Annotated in this window: 13 protein-coding genes; all 13 read left to right on the top strand. The window is 65.5% G+C overall.

Annotated features, from left to right (window positions below; translation table 11 throughout):
• The first annotated feature begins 74 nt into the window (after nucleotides 1-74).
• The 13 genes from NE591_RS05740 to NE591_RS05680 all read left to right on the top strand — a co-directional run bounded on the left by NE591_RS05740 (nucleotide 75) and on the right by NE591_RS05680 (nucleotide 15,414).
• A complete protein-coding gene (locus NE591_RS05740) occupies nucleotides 75-2,267 on the top strand; it encodes an ABC-F family ATP-binding cassette domain-containing protein (RefSeq protein ID WP_173113393.1) in 2,193 nt (730 codons plus the stop codon).
• The gene (locus NE591_RS05735; RefSeq protein WP_173113389.1) at nucleotides 2,267-2,728 is read left to right on the top strand and encodes a tRNA (cytidine(34)-2'-O)-methyltransferase; all 462 of its coding nucleotides are present in this window, start codon (nucleotides 2,267-2,269) and stop codon (nucleotides 2,726-2,728) included. The genes NE591_RS05740 and NE591_RS05735 overlap by 1 nt, the downstream gene beginning before the upstream one ends.
• Nucleotides 2,729-4,654, top strand: coding sequence for a sodium:proton antiporter (locus tag NE591_RS05730; protein WP_173113386.1), 1,926 nt, complete (start codon nucleotides 2,729-2,731; stop codon nucleotides 4,652-4,654).
• A gap of 84 nt (nucleotides 4,655-4,738) precedes the next feature.
• On the top strand, nucleotides 4,739-5,419 hold the full coding sequence (locus NE591_RS05725) for a site-2 protease family protein (protein WP_173113383.1): 681 nt from the start codon (nucleotides 4,739-4,741) through the stop codon (nucleotides 5,417-5,419).
• A 15-nt stretch (nucleotides 5,420-5,434) separates the two neighbouring features.
• Nucleotides 5,435-6,226: a ScpA family protein gene (locus tag NE591_RS05720; RefSeq protein WP_173113380.1), complete on the top strand. Its 792-nt coding sequence runs from the start codon at nucleotides 5,435-5,437 to the stop codon at nucleotides 6,224-6,226.
• Between the two features lie 6 nt (nucleotides 6,227-6,232).
• A complete protein-coding gene (gene scpB, locus NE591_RS05715; protein WP_231699483.1) occupies nucleotides 6,233-7,213 on the top strand; it encodes an SMC-Scp complex subunit ScpB in 981 nt (326 codons plus the stop codon).
• Between the two features lie 10 nt (nucleotides 7,214-7,223).
• Nucleotides 7,224-8,051, top strand: coding sequence for a pseudouridine synthase (locus NE591_RS05710; protein WP_173113376.1), 828 nt, complete (start codon nucleotides 7,224-7,226; stop codon nucleotides 8,049-8,051).
• 290 nt (nucleotides 8,052-8,341) lie between these two features.
• Nucleotides 8,342-9,166, top strand: a complete 825-nt coding sequence (gene panB / locus NE591_RS05705) for a 3-methyl-2-oxobutanoate hydroxymethyltransferase (RefSeq protein WP_114549691.1) — start codon at nucleotides 8,342-8,344, stop codon at nucleotides 9,164-9,166.
• 10 nt (nucleotides 9,167-9,176) lie between these two features.
• Nucleotides 9,177-10,028: a pantoate--beta-alanine ligase gene (panC, locus tag NE591_RS05700; protein ID WP_114549692.1), complete on the top strand. Its 852-nt coding sequence runs from the start codon at nucleotides 9,177-9,179 to the stop codon at nucleotides 10,026-10,028.
• Between the two features lie 3 nt (nucleotides 10,029-10,031).
• Nucleotides 10,032-10,430: an aspartate 1-decarboxylase gene (gene panD, locus NE591_RS05695; RefSeq protein ID WP_114549693.1), complete on the top strand. Its 399-nt coding sequence runs from the start codon at nucleotides 10,032-10,034 to the stop codon at nucleotides 10,428-10,430.
• Between the two features lie 188 nt (nucleotides 10,431-10,618).
• The gene (locus tag NE591_RS05690) at nucleotides 10,619-11,599 is read left to right on the top strand and encodes a ketopantoate reductase family protein (protein ID WP_161959527.1); all 981 of its coding nucleotides are present in this window, start codon (nucleotides 10,619-10,621) and stop codon (nucleotides 11,597-11,599) included.
• Between the two features lie 144 nt (nucleotides 11,600-11,743).
• Nucleotides 11,744-13,999, top strand: a complete 2,256-nt coding sequence (locus tag NE591_RS05685) for a hybrid sensor histidine kinase/response regulator (RefSeq protein WP_256156448.1) — start codon at nucleotides 11,744-11,746, stop codon at nucleotides 13,997-13,999.
• On the top strand, nucleotides 13,996-15,414 hold the full coding sequence (locus NE591_RS05680; protein ID WP_173113365.1) for an ABC transporter substrate-binding protein: 1,419 nt from the start codon (nucleotides 13,996-13,998) through the stop codon (nucleotides 15,412-15,414). Before NE591_RS05685 ends, NE591_RS05680 begins: the two co-directional genes overlap by 4 nt.
• The last annotated feature ends 280 nt before the right edge of the window (nucleotides 15,415-15,694 follow it).

Below are 15,694 nucleotides of genomic sequence, written 5' to 3'. Positions count from 1 at the left end.
TGCGCTACACTATGCAGTTGGCAAAAGCGGGGCGGCTCGGACTCGCCCTTCGACGACTGATTCGGGAAACGCTTATGATCCTGCAAACTGAACATCTTTCGAAATCCTACGGCGGCCGCACGCTGTTCCACGACGTGACGTTCCGCTTGGAAGAGTACGACCGGCTGGCGCTCGTGGGCCCTAACGGCGCGGGCAAGACGACGCTGCTCAACATTATCTCCGGCGAGGACGATCCGGACGAGGGGCGCGTGCTCTTCGCCAAGGGGGCGCGCGTGGGCTATCTGGAGCAGGAGGCCATCGAGATGGGGGACCTGCCCGTCTTCGAAGAGGTCATCTCGTCCCAGACCGAGGTTCTTGAAGCGGAGCAGCGCCTGCACAAGCTGGAGGCGGAGCTGGGCGCGAACCCCACCGAAGCTCAGCTGGCGGCCGTGGGCCGGGCGCGGGACGCCTACGAGATGCTCGGCGGCTACTCGCTGGAGTCGAAAGTGCGAAGCGTGCTGTTCGGCCTCGGCTTCACCGAGCGCGACATGACCCGTTCCACCACCGAGTTCTCCGGCGGTTGGCAGATGCGCATCGCGCTTGCGAAACTGCTCATCCGCAACCCCGAGGTGCTGCTGCTCGACGAGCCGACGAACCATCTCGATCTGGAATCGGTGAAGTGGCTCGAGGGCTTCCTGCGCGGCTACGCCGGCACCGTCATCGTGGTCTCTCACGACCGCGCCTTCATGGACAACATGGTCGACCGCGTGGCGGAAATCGACAACGGGGAAGTGAACCTGTACAAGGGCAACTACTCGAAGTACCTGGTGGCACGCGAGGAGCGCTTGGAGCGCATCAAGGCCGAGCGAGCGAAGTCGCTGGAGGAGATCGCGCATCTGCAGGCCTTCGTCGACCGCTTCCGCTACAAGGCCACCAAGGCCAAGCAGGCCCAGGAACGCGAGCGGCGCATCGAGAAGATCAAGGAGACGCTGCCGGTCATCCCCGAGGAGAAGAAGACGGTGCACTTCAACTTCGTGCAGCCGCCGCGCACGGGAGATGAGGTGGTGCGGGCGCGCGGTCTCGTGAAGCGCTACGGCGACCACACGGTGTACGACGGCATCGACTTCACGATGTACCGCGGCGACAAGGTGGCGCTCGTGGGCCCCAACGGCGCGGGCAAGTCGACGCTTTTGAAGATGATCGCCGGCGTGGAAAAGCCCGATGCGGGCACCATCGACTATGGCGTGAACGTCGATCTCACCTACTACGCCCAGCACCAGCTGGAAGAGCTGCACGCGGGCAACACCGTCTTCGAGGAGCTGGATCATGCCGCGCCCGGCTGGTCCATCTCCCAGGTGCGCAGCCTGCTGGGCGCGTTTCTGTTCACGGGGGACGCCGTGGACAAGAAGGTGTCGGTGCTCTCCGGCGGCGAGAAGGGGCGTCTCGCCCTGGCGAAAATGCTCGTGGCGCCGAAGCCCCTGCTGTGTTTGGACGAGCCCACCAACCACTTGGACATCTCCAGCGCCGACGTGCTGGAGCAGGCCCTGCAGCACTTCGACGGCACCATCCTGTTCATCACCCACGACCGGCATCTCATCCGCGGGGTGGCCAACCGCATCGTGGAGGTGAAGGACGGCCAGATCACCAACTACGAGGGCGACTACGACTACTACCTGTACAAGTCGGGCCAGCTCGATGGCGACGTGGACGCCGACCGCTCGGTGGTGGACGAGGCCCTGGCCGATGCGGGCATCCACGGGAAGGGGAGCGGCGCGGCCCCCGAGAAGCGCCGCGCTGGTGCGGCGGCCCCCACGAAGATCACCGTGAACCGCCGTCGCGACCGCCAAGGCTCGAGCTCGGCGGCTGCTCGGGATGGTTCCGTAGGGGCTGACCTTGGTCAGCCCTCCTCAGCTGTGAAGGGCTCCGGGGTCACGACGGCCCCCAAGGGCGGTGATGTGCAGCTCACCGCGCCCAAAGGCAGCGCGCCGAAGACCAAGGAGCAGAAGCGCCGCGAGGCCGAGGCCCGCAACCGCGCCTATGCCGCCCTGAAGAACCACCGTAAGCGCATCGCCCAGCTGGACGAGCAGATGGAGCGAGACAACGCCCGCATGGAGGAGCTGCTTGCCATGATGGCCGACCCCGACTTCTACGTGAACGAGGATGCCTCCTCCGACGCCATCGCCGAGCATGCCAAACTGAAACAGCGCCTGGCCGCCGCCGAGGAGGAGTGGTTCACCCTCACCGAGGAGCTGGAAGCCGAAATGGCCCGTCAGCAGGAGCAGGCGTAATGCTGAACATCGTTCTTGTGGAACCGGAGATTCCTCAGAATACGGGGAACATCGCTCGCACGTGCGCGTGCGTGGGGGCGCGGCTGCACTTGGTGGAGCCGATGGGGTTTCGGCTGACGGAGAGGAACCTGAAGCGCGCCGGGTGCGACTACTGGGACGATGTCGAGGTGGTGCGGTGGCCCTGCGTCGAGGCGTTTCTGGAAGCCCATGGCGAAGATGAGCTGCATTTATTCACAGGGCAGGCTTCGTGCGGCTATCGCGATGCCGTCTACGGACCGGACGCGTTTCTGCTGTTCGGGCGCGAGAGCCGCGGGCTCGACCAGGCTATCATCGACGCCCACGCCGACCGCTGCCGGCGCATTCCCATGCGCCAGGGCGCCCGTTCCCTGAACCTCTCCAACGCTGTGGCCATCGCTGCCTACGAGGCGCTGGCCCAGCGGGGCTTTCCGGGGTTGGTGTAGATGGAGACCTTCGAGCTGATTTTGTTTCTGCTGACGGCGGTCATCGCCTCGAGCATTCTAGACAAGTTCCTGCCGCCGCTGTCGCTGCCGCTTGTGCAGATCGCCCTCGGCGCCGCGCTCGCGCTGGCGGTTCCCACACCGTTGGAATGGGGCATCGATCCGGAGTTGCTGCTCATCCTGTTCATCGCGCCTCTGCACTTCAACGAATCGCGCCATGTGGACTCCGGCGCCCTGTGGAAAAACCGCTGGGGCATCGCGTCGCTTTCCGTGGGACTCGTCTTCGCCATCGTTGCTGCCTGCGGGGCGACGTTGCACGCGCTTTTGCCCGCCGTGCCCTTGGCGGCCGCCTGCGCGCTCGGGGGCGCCATGGGATCCACCGATGCCGTGGCCGTCACGGCGCTGACCCATGACCGCCGCTTCGGTCGCCGCCACGAGGCGCTGCTCAAGGGGGAGGCCCTGTTCAACGACGTGACGGGCACCGTGGTGTTCCAATGCTGTCTCACGCTTCTGGCCACGGGATCGTTCTCGCTTTTGCATGCGGGCGAGGAGTTCGCCCTCGATCTGTTCGGCGGCTTCTTCGGCGGTCTTGTCATGGGGCTTCTCGCCTGGGGCCTTTTGCAGGTGCTGCGCCGCACGGGGCTCGACAACCCCACGCTCCACGTGATGTTGGAGCTGCTTCTGCCTTTCATTATCTATCTGACGGCGAAATCGCTGCATATCGGCGCAGTCATCGCCGTGGTGGCCTCGGGGCTTATGCTGTCCCTACTGCCCCAGCGTCACACGGCTGCCACGGCCCGCACCAAGCTACAAGCCCAAAGCGTGTGGACGACTTTGGAGTTCGTGCTAAACGGGATCATCTTCGTCGTGCTGGGCATGCAGCTGCCGCGGCTTATGGAACCAGCGGCCGAGGGGAGTCTGGGCGATCCGGCGACGCTGCTGGGCGTCGTGGTGGTGCTGACCCTGGTGCTGGAGGCGGTGCGCTTCGCATGGCTGCTCGCCATGGACATACGGGCCGCCGTCGCCCAGGGGAAGGGGGCTCGCAGCTGCTTCGCACCCGAGGCCCTGCGCGGCACGCTCGCCATGGCGCTAGCGGGCGCCAAGGGCGGCATCACGCTTTCCCTCATGCTGACGCTGACGGCAGGCGCGGCGCTTTCCGCCGCTGGCAGGGCCACGCTCGTCTCCATCGCCTCGGGCATGATCGTGCTCACGCTCGTGCTGGCGGATTTCGCGGTGCCTGCGCTCGCGCCCTCGAAGTACTCCGCGCGGCGCACCCGCGCCCGCGTCGATGCCGAGATCGATCTCATGCTTGATGTGATCGCCTCCGTCGAGGCCGACGCGTCCTTCACGGGCGCGGTCAAGGACGCGTCGGGGTCGGCGGAAGATTCGCGAGAAGCCGAAGCGGGCGACGCTGCGAATGGCGGGAACAGCGCATCAGGAGAAGGTGCGCCGCCGCTGATCGACGAGCCGGCCACGGTCATTGTCATGCACCGCTACGCCGAGATTCTCGAGGAACTCGCTCCGGCCGCCTCGCCTGTGGCCGCCGCCCGGGCGCGCGCGGAGGTGGCGCGGGTGGGCTCCCTCTACGACCAGTTGGACGATATCGCCCGCCGGGCGGCCCAGTGGGACGAGAGCGAGGACGGCGTGGAAGAGGAGGCCCCCGACGACCGCACCGTCCGTCCGCGCCGTTCGCGTCGCGAGCGCCTGAATGCCGATCGCCCCGGCGCGCGGGGTCCGGCCGCCCCCAGCCTGTCCGACCAGTTCCGCCAGATGCGCGAGACCCACGATGCCGTAGAGGAAGTGCAGGCCCAGGCCCTCGTCCGCGAGCTGCAGCTCATCAAGGCCATGGTGGCCGACGGCTCCATCGACGCCGCCCACGCCAAGGATCTGCGCAACGACGTCTACATCCAGCAACTGGTGCTCGACTAACGCCATTGTCGTTCGTCGGCGGTTTCTGTGGGTTTGGAAAGCGGCGCGATGATGAGGGCGCGCGGTGCGCTACACTTATGCGCTATGGTTAACCTTCCCTACATCATCTGCTCGGTGCTGAGCTTCATCCTGGCTCTCGTGCTTCACGAGGTTGCCCACGGCTATGCGGCCTACAAGCTGGGCGATCCCACGGCTAAGCGCTCCGGACGCCTTTCGCTGAACCCGCTCAAGCACATCGACCCCTTCGGCACGGTCATTCTGCCGCTTCTGCTCATGGTCATGGGCTGGCCGGTGTTCGGCTACGCGAAGCCCGTGCCCTACAATCCGCGCTACTTCAAGGATCCGCGCCGCGACGATGTCATTGTGGGTTTGGCCGGGCCTTCCGCCAACCTCGCCATGGCCGCGCTGGCCGCTGCGGTGGCGTGGGGCTGCTCGGGGCTCGTCAGCAACCCCACCTTCGCCAACAACGAGCTGTTCGCTTACTTCTACGTGATGTTCCTGCCCACGTTCGCTCTCATCAACCTGTACCTTATGTTCTTCAACCTGCTGCCCATCCCTCCTTTGGACGGCTCATCCATCTTCGCCATCCTGCTGCCGCCGAAGTACCTGCCGAAGTACTACCAGATCCAGCAGTACGCCTTCCCCGTGTTCATGATCGCCATCGTGGTGCTGCCCTACGTGTTCAACTTCAACCCGTTCTCGTGGTATCTGGGGGTCACGGCCGGCAATCTGTTCGATTTCATGTTCCCGCCGTTTTTCTCCTAAGAGACGGCGCCGCCCATGTCCTACAAAGTCCGCATCGACAGCTTCGAGGGCCCCTTCGACCTGCTGCTTTACCTCGTGAGCCGCCAGAAGGTGGATATCGGCGCTATCTCCATCACCGAGATCGCCGACCAGTACCTCGCCGAGGTGTCGCGCATGGAGACCCTCGATCTGGACGTGGCGAGCGACTTTTTGCTGGTGGCCTCTACGCTGCTCGAGATCAAGGCCCAAAGCCTCATCCCGCGCGAGCGCGACGAGCTTGACGACGACTTGGCGGAGCTCGCGCCCTCCGAGGCCCGCGATATGCTGGTCGAGCGCCTCATGGAATACAAGAAGTTCAAGAACGCCGCCGCGGTGCTCCACAACCGCTTCATCGCCGAGGGTCGCATGCACACGCGCCCCTTCGGCCCTGATGCCGACTTCCTCGGCCTCATGCCTGACTTCCTGGAAGGGGTGTCGCTGGACGCGCTGGCCTATCAGGCGGCCGCGGCCCTTGCGCGCCGTGAGGTGTTCCTGCTGGAAAGCGAGCACATTGCCGCCAAGCCCATTCCCGTGGAGGTGCACGTGCGCGCCATTCATCAGCGCATTCGCACGGCCAAGCACCTGCGTTTCTCGCAGCTTGTGGGCCCGGGCACCCCCAAGGATGTGGCGGTAGTGACGTTTCTGGCCATCCTCGAGCTGTACAAGCGCGTCATGGTGAGGCTCGAGCAGGACGAGCTGTTCGGCGATATCGCGATCGACTACATCGAGAATTCGGGCGATTTGCGTTTGGAAGGCGACGACGCCCTCACGTCGGTGGGGGAGGAGTAGAGGCACATGTTTCAAGGATTGCAGGAAGACCAGCTGGCGGGCGCCCTGGAGGCGATGCTCTTCGTGACCGACGAGCCCGTGGGTACCATCGCGCTTGCCGAGATGCTCGAGTGCGAGGTGGGCGCGGTGGAGGCGGCGCTCGTGCGGCTGCGGGATGATCTGGAGGCCCGCGGCTCCGGCATCCAGCTGCGCGAAGTGGCCGGCGGCTGGCGTTTGTTCACGCATCCGGCCTACCACGAGCTCATCGAGAAGTACGTGCTGTCCTGGGACACGCGCAAGCTTTCCGCGGCGGCCATGGAGACGCTGGCCATCGTGGCCTATACTCAGCCGGTGACCCGTGCCGGGGTGGCCTCGGTGCGCGGCGTGAACTCCGACAGCTCCATCAACTCGCTGGTGGAGAAGGGGCTCGTGCGCGAGGTGGGTACAGAAGACGCGCCAGGCAACCCGGTGCTCTACGGCACGACCCGGGGCTTTCTGGAGAAGTTCGGTCTGCGCAGCCCTGCCGACCTGCCCGATTTGGCCGATTTCGCGCCCGATGCGGAGACGCGTCGGCTCATCACGGAGCGGTTGTCGGCCACGCGCAAGGACGCGGTTGTCTCCGACGAGCAGGCCCGCACCATGGCCCGCGCGCTCATGGGCGAGGACTTCGAGGCCGACGACGGCGAGGCCATGCTATCTGACGAGGAGCTGGCCCAGGGCACGGATGCGGCGGCCGAGGTGCTCGCGGACGCCCTGGAGGGGGAGCGCGGGGAGGAAGCGGCAGCGATAGCAGCTGGTCGAGCGAAGATTGAGGACGACGAGGCTGCCGAGGCTGCTGGGGATGGTGCGGATACTGGAGCTGCCCGCATCGCCGTGCCCGGCGCTGCCGCCGACGCGCTCGGCACCGCAGACGCCGACGCCATGTTCGCTTGCGTCATCGCATCCACGCTAGGCGTCGTCGACAAGATCGACTTCGACTCCCTCGTCTTCGAGACCGACGACGAGTAGGTCCCCCGCCATGGCCGAAATGAGGTTGCAGAAGTTTCTGGCTCGGGCCGGGGTGGCCTCGCGGCGCCATGCCGAGGAGCTGATCGCAGCTGGCCGCGTGACCGTGAACGGCGCGCGGGTGACCGAGATGGGCGTGAAGGTTGATCCTGCTGCGGACATGGTGGCCGTGGACGGCGCGCCCGTCGCGCTGCCCGAGGAGAACGCCACGTTCCTGCTGCACAAGCCCGCCGGCTACGTGACCACCATGAGCGATCCCCAGGGGCGCCCCACCGTGGCTGCGCTCATGGCCGACGAGCTGCTCGCCCATCCGGGGCTTTTCCCCGTGGGGCGGCTGGACACCGACACTACGGGGCTTCTGCTGTTCACCGACGACGGACAGCTGGGCCATGGGCTTCTGCACCCGCGACGCCACGTGGAGAAGACGTATCTGGCCCTGGTGGAAGGGGTGCCCGATGCGGGCGACGTGCGGCGCTTGCGCGAAGGGGTTCTGCTGGACGACGGTCTCACGTTGCCAGCGGGCGTGCGCGTGCTCGAGGGCGCCGATGGCCGCCGGGCCGCGCAGCTTATCGGCGAGGGGGCCGGAGCCAGCGGGTACCGCCAGCGCCACGGGGGCAAGCGCGGCCGCGACGCGCTGGCCGCCAGGGGATCTTACGTGGAAGTGCGCCTGCGCGAGGGCCGCAACCGTCAAGTGCGTCGCATGCTGGAAGCCGTGGGGCATCCGGTGATCGCCCTGCACCGCGAGGCCTTCGGCCCGCTCGTCCTGGGGGATCTGCCCCGGGGCGCCTCGCGTCCGCTCGCGGAAGAGGAAGTGGCGCGCCTCAAGGAGCTCGCGTCCTAGCTCGGGCGCCGGCGAGGGCTTGGTTTGGCCCATGTTCCGGCGTCTGCGAGTATCTGAGCCGATCCGCGTCCCGGCGCGATCCGCGACGCGCGCCAACGTCGACCTCTTGTGGGGGCGCGGGTCGCAGCCGGCTTTCTTATAGATCGCAAGAATGGCAGTATCGGCAAATCTGATCGAAATCACCAACATTTCGGGATGCTGCGCCGGCGTCAGAGCTTATAATACGCGCCAGTGAAGGATACCGTTGCACCCGGGAGGGCCCGGGGCGACAGGATCGAAAGGAAGTAACCATGAGTGTTACCGTATCGACGTTTCTCAAAATGAAGGCCGAGGGCAAGAAGATCTCGATGATCACCGCCTACGACTACACCACGGCACGGCTCGTGGACGAGTCCGGCATTGATTCCATCCTCGTCGGCGACTCGCTCGGCAACGTCATGCTCGGTCTGGGCGACACTGTGTCGGTGACGATGGAGGACATGATCCACCACGGGGCCGCTGTGGCCCGCGGCACGAAGAACGCGCTCGTCGTCGTCGATATGCCCTTCATGTCGTATCAGTCCAGCGTCCACGACGCGGTGGTGAACGCCGGCCGCCTCATGAAAGAGGCGCGCGCCAACGCCGTGAAGCTGGAAGGCGGTGTGGAAGTGGCGGACCGCATCCGTGCCATCGTCGACTGCCAGATCCCCGTATGCGCCCATATCGGCCTTACGCCCCAGGGCATCAACGCGCTGGGCGGCTTCAAGGTGCAGGGCAAGACGGCCGACTCGGCCCGCAAGCTTCTGGAGGATGCCCATGCCGTGGAGGAGGCCGGCGCCTTCGCCGTGGTCCTCGAGGCCATTCCCGCCGAGCTCGCCGAACGCGTGTCGGCGGAGCTGACCATCCCCACCATCGGCATCGGCGCCGGCGCGGGCTGCGACGGCCAGGTGCTCGTGAACCAGGACATGCTCGGCATGTTCCACGACTTCACGCCGAAGTTCGTGCGCCGCTTCGCCGAGGTGGGCGACGTCATGCTCGAGGCCTACCGCGCCTACGATGCCGCCGTGAAGGACGGCTCGTTCCCCGCCGCCGAGCACACCTACGCCGCCCCTGCGGGCGTGCTGGAAAACCTCTAGGAGGCCGGCCATGGAGATCATTCGCACTGTTGCGGACATGAAGGCCCGCGCGGCCGCCTGGAAGGCCGAGGGGCTCTCCATCGGGCTCGTGCCCACCATGGGGTCGCTGCACGAGGGCCACGAGAGCCTCATGGACGCCGCCCGCGCGGCGAGCGACCGCGTCGTCGTCTCGGTATTCGTCAACCCCATCCAGTTCGGACCGGGCGAGGACTACGAGGCCTACCCGCGCGATCTCGAGCGCGATGCGCGCATCTGCGAGCGCCACGGCGTCGACGTCGTCTTCCACCCGGAAGTGGACGACATGTACGCCCCGGCCCACAACACCTTCGTGGTCATGGAAACGCTCACCGACTCGCTGTGCGGCGCCTCGCGCCCGGGGCACTTCCGCGGCGTGTGCACGGTGGTCACGAAGCTCTTCAACATCGTGCAGCCGCATCGCGCTTTTTTCGGGCAGAAGGACGCCCAGCAGCTCGCCATCATCAAGCGCATGGTGGCCGACTTGAACATGAACGTGACCGTCGTCGGCTGTCCCATCGTGCGCGAGGCTGACGGTCTGGCCAAAAGCTCGCGTAACGCCTACCTGAGCGCGGAGGAGCGCCAGGCGGCCCTCGTGCTGTCGCGGGCCATCTTCGCCGGGAAGGCGGCCGTGGAGGCGGGGGAGCGCGACGCCGCGGCGCTCAAGGCGCTCATGGGCGGCATCATCGAGGCCGAGCCGCTCGCGCGCATCGATTACGTGGAAGTCGTCGACGGTGTGACCATGCAGCCGACCGACGCCATCGGCGCCATGGCGCTCGTGGCCATGGCCGTCTACATCGGGAGCACGCGCCTCATCGACAACTTCCTGTACGAGGAAGGGGAATAGCCCATGCTGCTGAACGTCCTGAAGGGGAAGATCCACCGCGCCCGGGTAGTGCAGGCCGAGCTCGACTATGTCGGCTCCATCACCGTGGACACCGAGCTTGCCCGCGCGGCGGGCATCTTGGAGTACGAGAAGGTGCAGGTCGTCGATATCGACAACGGCAACCGCTTCGAGACCTACGTCATCGCCGGCGAGCCGGGAAGCGGCATGATCTGCGTGAACGGCGCGGCGGCCCACTGCGTGGAGCCGGGGCACAAGGTCATCATCATGTGCTACGCGCAGATGACCCCCGAGGAGTTCGCCGATCCCGACAACGCCCCGCGCGTGGTGTTCGTGGATGACGACAACCGCATCGCCCGCGTCACCCGCTACGAGAAACACGGACGTTTGGAAGATATGCAGTAGCGACTCCTCGGGGGGGCGGGACCACGGGGCACCTTGATTCGCTCAGACAGTCCTCGATGGTATCGAAGGCCCAAGGTCGCCTTTTCCCTGCGTCGTTGCGCCTTCGATACCATCTGCGGAACTCGCTCGGTCAAGGCGCCCCGTGTTCCCGCTGCGCATTGCCATCGTTGAATAGCAAGGAGGCTCCTATGAAGCCTATTGAAAATATCGCCATTGTCGGGTTCGGGTCGCTGGGGGCCATGTATGCCGGCTGCTTCGGGGCCGCCATGGGGCCCGAGCGCGTTTTCGTGGTCGCCGATACGGCCCGCACCGAGCGCTATCGCGCCGAGGCCGCCACGTTCAACGGCGAGCCCATCCGCGTCACCTATCTGACCTACGATGAGGCTGCCGAGCGCGCCGCGGAGGATCCCTTCGATGTCGTCTTGTACGCCGTGAAGTACGGCGCGCTGCCCGAGGCCATCGAGCAGTCGGCGCCGCTCGTCGGCCCCGATACTGCCATCATCTCGGTGCTCAACGGCGTCACGAGCGAGGAAGTGCTCGCCGAGCGCTTCGGGTGGGATCGCGTCCTTTTGTGCGTCGCCCAGCAGATGGACTCCCGCAAGGTGGGCGCCACGGTGACCGCCGGCTGCGTGGGCGTGATGGCCCTGGGCGTCCACGATGCCCAGGACGCGGCCCAGCGGGCGAACCTCGAGCGCGTCGCGGAATGGCTCACCGCCATCGACCAGCCCTTCATCACGCCGGATGACATCCGGCACCAGCTGTGGGGCAAGCTCATCTGCAACGTGGGGGTGAACCAGGCCTGTGCCGTCTACGACTGCTGCTTCAGCGGCATCCACGCACCCGGCGAGGCGCGCGAGGCCATGATCGCCGCCATGCGCGAGGTGGCGGCGGTGGGCCGGGCGGAAGGCGTGGGTCTCACCGAAGAGGACGTGGCCTACTGGCTCGATATCATCGACCACTTGAACCCGGAGGGTCTGCCGAGCCTGCGCCAGGATGTGCTGGCGCGCCGTCCCACGGAGGTGGAGCTCTTCTCGGGCACCATCAACCGCCTGGGCGCGGCCCATGGCATCCCCACGCCCCAAAACGAGCGCTTCTACGCCGCCATCAAGGAACTCGAAAGCTCCTTCTCGCAGGGGCGAACCTCGGTTCGCCCTCGTCAAGCACGTTGATCTCGCCTGAGAGGGGCGACCAAGGTCGCCCCCTACGGTTGGGTTGCGGGCCCTTTCAAGTTCACCGTCGAGTTACGTTCTCGTGACCGCTTGTTTTCAGTGATAAACTGACGCAGGAATAACAAGCATGCACAAGGACGGCTTTTGGAGCGCAGAAAGTACATTGCCATCGTATCGGCCGCGGCGGTCGTCATCGTCGTCGCGGTCTGCGTCTACCTGGCCCAACTCTCCGCGACGGTCGCCGGCAACCTCATGACCTCCGTGGACGAGATATCCCGCCACGATGTGGAGACCATCGAGGGCACGCTGAACAATTGCTACGCGCGCTTGGGCTCGGTGGCCGACCGCCTCGAGGTCTACGACGTGCAGACGGTGCACGAGGCCCAGGAGCAGCTGAACTTGGAGGCGGCCTCGTCGGCCATGTTCAACGCGGTCTATCTCATGGAAGCCGACGGCACGCTCTACAGCAGCTCGTACGTGCGCCTCGGTGCCGACGAGCACGCCTACGACGAGCTTATGGAAGACGGGCGCGAGCACTTCGCCATGCTCTACGACGACGAGAACGGCCGGCTGGAAACCACCAAGGAGTCTCTCATTTTCGGCATCCGCCTGCCCGATACGGAAATCGGCGGGCGAACCTTCGTGGCCATGCTCGCCCGCAGCGACTTGTCCACTATCTCCAGCCAGCTGGTCATCGAGAGCTTCGACGGTCAGGGCGTTTCCTCGGTCGTGAACGCGCGGGGCTATTACATCGTGAGCGCCAGCCCTGCCACCGACCTCGCCGGGCGCGACAACTTCTACGACACGCTCGAGGCCGGGCGCATCGACGACGGCGTCACGGTGGAGGACATCCGCCGCAACATCGCCGCGGGCGAGAGCTTCGTCATCAATTGCACGACGAGCGCCGGCGAGGATCTCGTCATGTCCTTCGCGCCGGTCGCAGGTACCGAGTGGTCGTTCATCATGACGGTTCCGACGGAGGTGTTCAGCCAGCGCTTCGCCCCCTTTATCGCCATGACGGTGGGCATGCTCGGGGCCATGGTGGCGGTCATCTCCATCATGCTGGCGGTCATCTACCGGTTCATGAGGCAGTCGATCCAGGCTCGGGCGGAGGCCGTCGCGCGCACGGAGTTCCTTTCGAACATGAGCCACGAGATCCGCACGCCCTTAAACGGCATCATCGGCCTGAACCATCTGATGGAGCGGCACGTGGACGACGCCACCGCCATGCGCGACTACGTGAATCGGCTCGGCAAGGCCGCCCAGTACCTGCTATCGCTCGTGAACGACATCCTGGACATGTCGAAGCTGCAGGCCGGCAAGGTTGATTTGACGAGCGAGCCTTTCGACGTGAACGCGCTGGTCGACAATGTCTGCGAGATGCAGCGCGGGCCCATGGCTGACCGCGGGATCCGCTTCGAGCTGTCGCGCACGGTCGAGCACCCGTGGCTTCGAGGCGACGAGGTGCGCCTGTCGCAGGTTCTCATGAACATCCTGTCGAATGCGGTGAAGTTCACGCCCGAGGGCGGCCGCATCTCCATGAAGGTGCACGAGGCGGTGTACGCGTCGGGGAATGAGGCCGTGCTCACGGTGTCGATCGCCGATACCGGCTGCGGTATGACCAAGGAGTTCGCCGAGCACGTCTTCGACGCCTTCACGCAAGAGCGCAACCGCAACAGCGATTCCCAGAAGGGCACGGGGCTGGGCATGTCCATCAGCTACCTGCTCATGACGCAGATGGGCGGCTCCATCACGGTGGAAAGCGAGCCGGGGTGCGGTTCCTGCTTCACCGTCATCGTGACGCTTCCTACTGTCGCGAATGGTGATGGGCTGACGCCTGCCCAGGCGCCCTCGCTGATTTCGTCGAGTGCAGAAGGCGCGGAAGGCGTGGGAGGCGTAGAACGCGCGGAAAAGGTGGAGGCCGAAACCGCCGAAACCGTCGAAGCCCCCGGGGCCCCCGGAGCCGTTCGGGCCGTCTCCTCGCCGTCTGGTGTCGAAGCCGCTCGGGCGCCCGTCGAGATCCTCGTGGCCGAGGACAACGAGCTGAACGCCGACATCATCTCGTCCATCCTCACCGAGGAGGGCTTCTCCATCACCGTGGCCGAAAACGGCGAGGAGGCCGTGCGCCTGTTCTCCGAATCGCCGGCGGGGCATTTCGCGGCCATCCTCATGGACGCCCAGATGCCGGTCATGGACGGCTACGAGGCCTCTCGTGCGATCCGCGATCTGAAGCGAGCCGATGCCAAGACGGTGCGCATCTTCGCCTGCACGGCCTCCACGTTCGCCGAAGATCGCAATCGCGCTCTGGCATCGGGCATGGACGACTTCCTCAGCAAGCCTTTGAACGTGACGGTCATGCTGCAAAAGCTCGAGGCCGTTCGGAAGGGCGGTGCCTCATGAGTAGCGAGAGCCGCAGAATACATCGCGGGATGATCGAGCCGGCATTTCCGCCGACGCAAAGCGTCGTGCCGCCGATCCCTCGTCGCGGCATGACCCGCCGCGCCTTCTGCGCGGGAGCGGCCTTCCTTGCGGCCGCAGGGACGCTGTCCCTCGCCGGTTGCAACAGCCTGCCCTTCACGGGTGCCGCGCCCGTTCGTCTGGTGATCAAGGTGCCCCGCACGGGGCACGACGTCGTCTTCGACGACTCCATCAGCCAGGTGGAAACGGTCATTCAGGGCATGGCCGAGGGGTTCCAACGCGACTACGAGAGGCCCGTCGACGTCGAGGTCGTCGTCTTCGAGCAGAACCAGTACGACGAGGCCGTCAAGGGGTCGTTCGACACGGACAAGGCGCCGGATGTGCTTTACGGCGATTACTTCAATATCTCCACCTACATTCGCACCGGGCGCGTCGTGCCGCTGGACGACGTTGTCGCCCCGGCTATCCGCGACGATCTCTTCGACGACTTGTGGAACATGGGCGTGGTGGAGGGCCGCGCATATATGATGCCCTATCTGGCGCGCCAGAACGTGCTTGCCTACAACAAGGAGATGTTCCGCAACGCGGGGCTTGGGGAGTTCGTCGCCGAAGGGAAGATCACCGCCTGGTCGCTGGACGAGTGGACGCGCATTTTGGACGCGCTCGCCGCTTCGCTTCCCGAAGGAAGCTTCCCGATGATGATGTACGCGGGCAGCTCCCAAGGCGACACCCATATCGTGACGCTTCTGCGCTCCGCCGGATCTAGCATCTACGACGACACGGGGCATTTCAACCTCTCGGCGCCCGAGGGCATAGCGGCGCTGAGGTGGATCCAGGAGGGCGTGGGCCGCGGCTGGTTCCCGCCCCATGCGGAGAATTTGGAGATCGAGGACTGCTCCAGCCTGTTCCGCCAGGGGCAGCTGGCCATCTACATGGTGAACAACGCCTCCATCACGCGCTATGGCGACACGGTGGGGCTCGTGAACTTCCCGGGGCCCGATGCGGACGGCAGCGCCACCGCCTTCGCCTCGGGCTTTCAGGTTTTCGACAACGGCGACGCCGAGAAGCTGCAGGTGGCGAAGGATTTCCTTTCCTATGTGTACACCGATGAGCGCTGGCTCGACTATGCGGCGGGCGCGATACCGGCGAGCAAGCGCGTGTCCGATCGCTATGGCGCCGATATCCCCTCCTACGATCTGTTCCGCGCCAATGCCGATAACGTATGGGATTTCACGGGCGGCAGCCCCGACACCCAGACGGTGCGCGATGTCTTCTACACCGGCATCCACGACCTGCTCATGGGCAAGACGACCCCCGAGGAGTGCGCCGCCCTCCTCGACGCGCAGTGCAACGCCGCCATCGACGAGGGCTGGGCCAAAAGCCAACTCCACGAGTAGGAGTGCGCTTCAGTCAAACTGGCAACCATGGTAACGGCCATTGTAGGGCTGATCAGGGAATTGCTCAGAGACCAGCTATCATTTTGTCAAGAACTTTTTTCCGAGCCGCACGGTCAGAGATGACCCCGACGGTCAAACTTGCGAGACCTGGAAGGCCCCTCCCGTCCGAGGACGGCCCTATGCATCGCACCAGATGAAGCGCACGATCTCACGGGGCGAACTGCGCGTCAAGGCGAGGAAAACTTTTTTCTTTTTCAACGGAAATTCAGTGTGAAAAAAC

It is taken from the genome of Adlercreutzia sp. DFI.6.23 (assembly GCF_024462535.1).
Classification (GTDB): Bacteria; Actinomycetota; Coriobacteriia; order Coriobacteriales; family Eggerthellaceae; genus Adlercreutzia; species Adlercreutzia rubneri.
Note: the sequence above shows the minus strand (reverse complement) of the source record. Positions and strands in the feature narration are given on the sequence as shown.

Coding starts and splice junctions, on each gene's coding strand:
- NE591_RS05740 (WP_173113393.1), top strand. CDS start 75: ATGATCCTGCAAACTGAACATCTTTCGAAATCCTACGGCGGCCGCACG.
- NE591_RS05720 (WP_173113380.1), top strand. CDS start 5,435: ATGTCCTACAAAGTCCGCATCGACAGCTTCGAGGGCCCCTTCGACCTG.
- NE591_RS05710 (WP_173113376.1), top strand. CDS start 7,224: ATGGCCGAAATGAGGTTGCAGAAGTTTCTGGCTCGGGCCGGGGTGGCC.
- NE591_RS05730 (WP_173113386.1), top strand. CDS start 2,729: ATGGAGACCTTCGAGCTGATTTTGTTTCTGCTGACGGCGGTCATCGCC.
- panC (WP_114549692.1), top strand. CDS start 9,177: ATGGAGATCATTCGCACTGTTGCGGACATGAAGGCCCGCGCGGCCGCC.
- NE591_RS05725 (WP_173113383.1), top strand. CDS start 4,739: ATGGTTAACCTTCCCTACATCATCTGCTCGGTGCTGAGCTTCATCCTG.
- NE591_RS05735 (WP_173113389.1), top strand. CDS start 2,267: ATGCTGAACATCGTTCTTGTGGAACCGGAGATTCCTCAGAATACGGGG.
- panD (WP_114549693.1), top strand. CDS start 10,032: ATGCTGCTGAACGTCCTGAAGGGGAAGATCCACCGCGCCCGGGTAGTG.
- scpB (WP_231699483.1), top strand. CDS start 6,233: ATGTTTCAAGGATTGCAGGAAGACCAGCTGGCGGGCGCCCTGGAGGCG.
- panB (WP_114549691.1), top strand. CDS start 8,342: ATGAGTGTTACCGTATCGACGTTTCTCAAAATGAAGGCCGAGGGCAAG.
- NE591_RS05690 (WP_161959527.1), top strand. CDS start 10,619: ATGAAGCCTATTGAAAATATCGCCATTGTCGGGTTCGGGTCGCTGGGG.
- NE591_RS05680 (WP_173113365.1), top strand. CDS start 13,996: ATGAGTAGCGAGAGCCGCAGAATACATCGCGGGATGATCGAGCCGGCA.